We start from the raw sequence: 2,618 nt of genomic DNA on the forward strand, positions 1-2,618 counted from the left end.
ACGTTATTGAAGCTGCGATTGACACAGGCGTCAAGAAGATCGTTGCGTTGTCTACCGACAAGGCTTCTAGCCACCTCAACCTATACGGCGCTACCAAGCTTGCCGCTGACAAGCTCTTCCAGTCCGCAAACCACTATGCAGCTGGCTATGAAACTCGTTTCTCTGTCGTTCGCTATGGAAACGTCATGGGTAGCCGCGGTTCTGTGATTCCTTTCTTCAAGGAACTCGCAGCCAAGGGAGAGTCACTCCCCATCACTGATGAGCGCATGACTCGTTTCTGGATTACCCTCCCACAAGCAGTTCAGTTCGTGATCGATTCTTTCGACCTCATGGTGGGTGGAGAACTCTATGTTCCCCGTATCCCCAGCATGCGCATTCTTGACCTCGTCGAGGCAGTAGCACCCGGGTCAAAGACTCACGCAGTAGGTATTCGCCCCGGAGAAAAGCTGCACGAAGAAATGATTTCTGAAGACGACAGCCGTCGCACCTTGCTCCTGGGTGACCGCTATGTCATTCTTCCCACCATCGCTGAGTGGGGCTTCGTTGCACCCAAGGGTGATGAAGTACCCGATGGCTTCGCATACCGCTCTGACTCCAACGATCAGTGGCTCAACGTTGAGGAGCTCCGCGACCTCATCGAAAAATTCGCCTAAATGAGTATTCCCTACGGCCGTCAGTCGATATCTCAGGAAGATATCGATGCAGTCGTTGCGGTCCTCAAGACGGACTGGCTCACTATGGGCCCTGTCGTCACCGAATTTGAAGCTGCAATCGCAGACTTAGCGCAAACTCCCGATGCAACTGTCGTATCCTCTGGAACTTCTGCACTTCACTGCGCCTATGCAGCTTTGGGAGTGCAGCCAGGCGACGAAGTCATCACCTCTCCATTGACCTTCGTTGCCACCGCCTCAACGGCTATGGCGCAGGGTGCGAAAGTTCTTTTCGCAGATGTGGCAGAGGACACCGGCAACATTGACCCGTCTTCTGTAGAAGAACTCATCACTGAACGCACCAGGGTGATCTCTGGCGTGGACTATGCAGGCCACCCTGTTGATGCTGACGAACTTGCAGCTCTCGCAGCAGGAGCGGGTGCATATTTCTTGGAAGATGCCGCTCACTCGATTGCCTCCCTCTATAAGGGAAAGCCAGTCGGGTCGCTCGCAGATATCACAGCGTTCTCGTTCTTCCCCACCAAGAACATGACGACCGCTGAAGGCGGCGCTGTTGTCGCCAAGGATGCTGCACTCGTTGAACGTGCTCGTCGCTTCCGTTCTCACGGGCTTGTTCGCAACAAAGACGAACAGCGTTACCCCAACGAAGGACCCTGGCACCAAGAAGTTCATGAAATCGGATTGAACTACCGCCTTCCAGATGTGCTCAGTGCCATTGGCCTCAGCCAGATCAAGCGAATTCAAGAGTTCAAGGCACGCCGAACTGCTGTTTTCGAGCGTTACCACGCTGAACTAGCTGACGTTCAGGGACTAATTCTTCCCACCAAGCGCGACTACGTAGATCCCATGTGGCACCTCTACCCCATCCGCGTCCAGGATGGCCGTCGCCGTGAAGTCTTTGAATTCATGCGTGATCAGGGCGTATTGGTTCAGGTCAACTACATCCCTGCCTACTGGCACCCCGCATTTGAAGATCTTGGTTACAAGCGGGGAATGTGCCCAGGTGCTGAAGAGTATTACTCTCAAGAAATTTCACTACCCATGTATGCAGACCTCAGTGATGACCAACAGTCAGTTGTAATCGACGTACTTCGTAAGTCGTTGAAATAGAAGCACGCATCCACTGCGATAACCTGTATATATGCAGGAAGTATCACATCTAGGTCCCGATGAACTCGCCAAAAGTTTTGCCCCCAGCAAGCTAGACAGGGACGCAACTTTTTATGTCGCCGGACATCGTGGCCTTGTTGGGTCAGCCATCTGGAGACTTTTAGAAAAAGAGGGATTCACAAATCTCATCGGGCAAAGTCATTCAGAACTTGACCTTCAGAATAGAGACGAAGTCTTCGCATTCTTTGAAAAAAATAAACCCAGATACGTTGTCCTTGCTGCAGCAAAAGTGGGTGGAATTTTTGCTAATGACACATACCCAGTTGAGTTCCTCAGTGAGAACCTACAAGTTCAATTAAATGTCATTGATGCCGCTCATAAATATGGAGTTGACCGGCTTCTTTTCCTAGGTTCATCCTGTATTTATCCCAAGCTTGCTCCTCAACCTCTGCGTGAAGAATATTTACTGAGCGGGCAACTTGAACATACAAATTACGCCTACGCAATTGCAAAGATAGCTGGAATTCTTCATATTCAGGCAATGCGCCAGGAGTACGGCCACCATTGGATCAGTGCTATGCCGACCAACCTATATGGGCCAGGGGATAACTTTCACCCTCAGCATTCACATGTCCTTCCTGCACTCATTCGCCGTTACGATGACGCGGCTATCACGGGAGCAGAAAAGGTAACAAACTGGGGAACAGGTACCCCCAGGAGAGAATTTATCCATGTCGATGACATGGCTGATGCCTGTTTGTTCCTTCTAGAAAACTATGACGGTGCCTCTCAGGTCAACGTTGGGACAGGCAAAGATTGCACTATTAGCGAAATAGC

General features: G+C 51.1%; 3 protein-coding genes. All 3 read left to right on the forward strand.

All coding sequences use genetic code 11. The annotated features are described in order from the left end of the window. Window positions 1-653, forward strand: a 653-nt coding sequence (locus Q0362_RS03375; protein ID WP_298119768.1) for a polysaccharide biosynthesis protein, incomplete at its 5' end; no start/stop codon positions are given. Beyond that, window positions 654-1,781, forward strand: coding sequence for a DegT/DnrJ/EryC1/StrS aminotransferase family protein (locus Q0362_RS03380; RefSeq protein ID WP_298119770.1), 1,128 nt, complete (start codon window positions 654-656; stop codon window positions 1,779-1,781). Between the two features lie 31 nt (window positions 1,782-1,812). Beyond that, the coding region (locus Q0362_RS03385) for a GDP-L-fucose synthase (protein ID WP_298119773.1) at window positions 1,813-2,618 on the forward strand (806 nt) is incomplete at its 3' end.

This window comes from uncultured Aurantimicrobium sp. (genome assembly GCF_936931525.1).
Taxonomy (GTDB): Bacteria; Actinomycetota; Actinomycetes; order Actinomycetales; family Microbacteriaceae; genus Aurantimicrobium.

Bases quoted from the DNA above. Each gene is read 5' to 3' on its own strand.
- Q0362_RS03380 (WP_298119770.1), top strand. From the start codon at position 654: ATGAGTATTCCCTACGGCCGTCAGTCGATATCTCAGGAAGATATCGAT.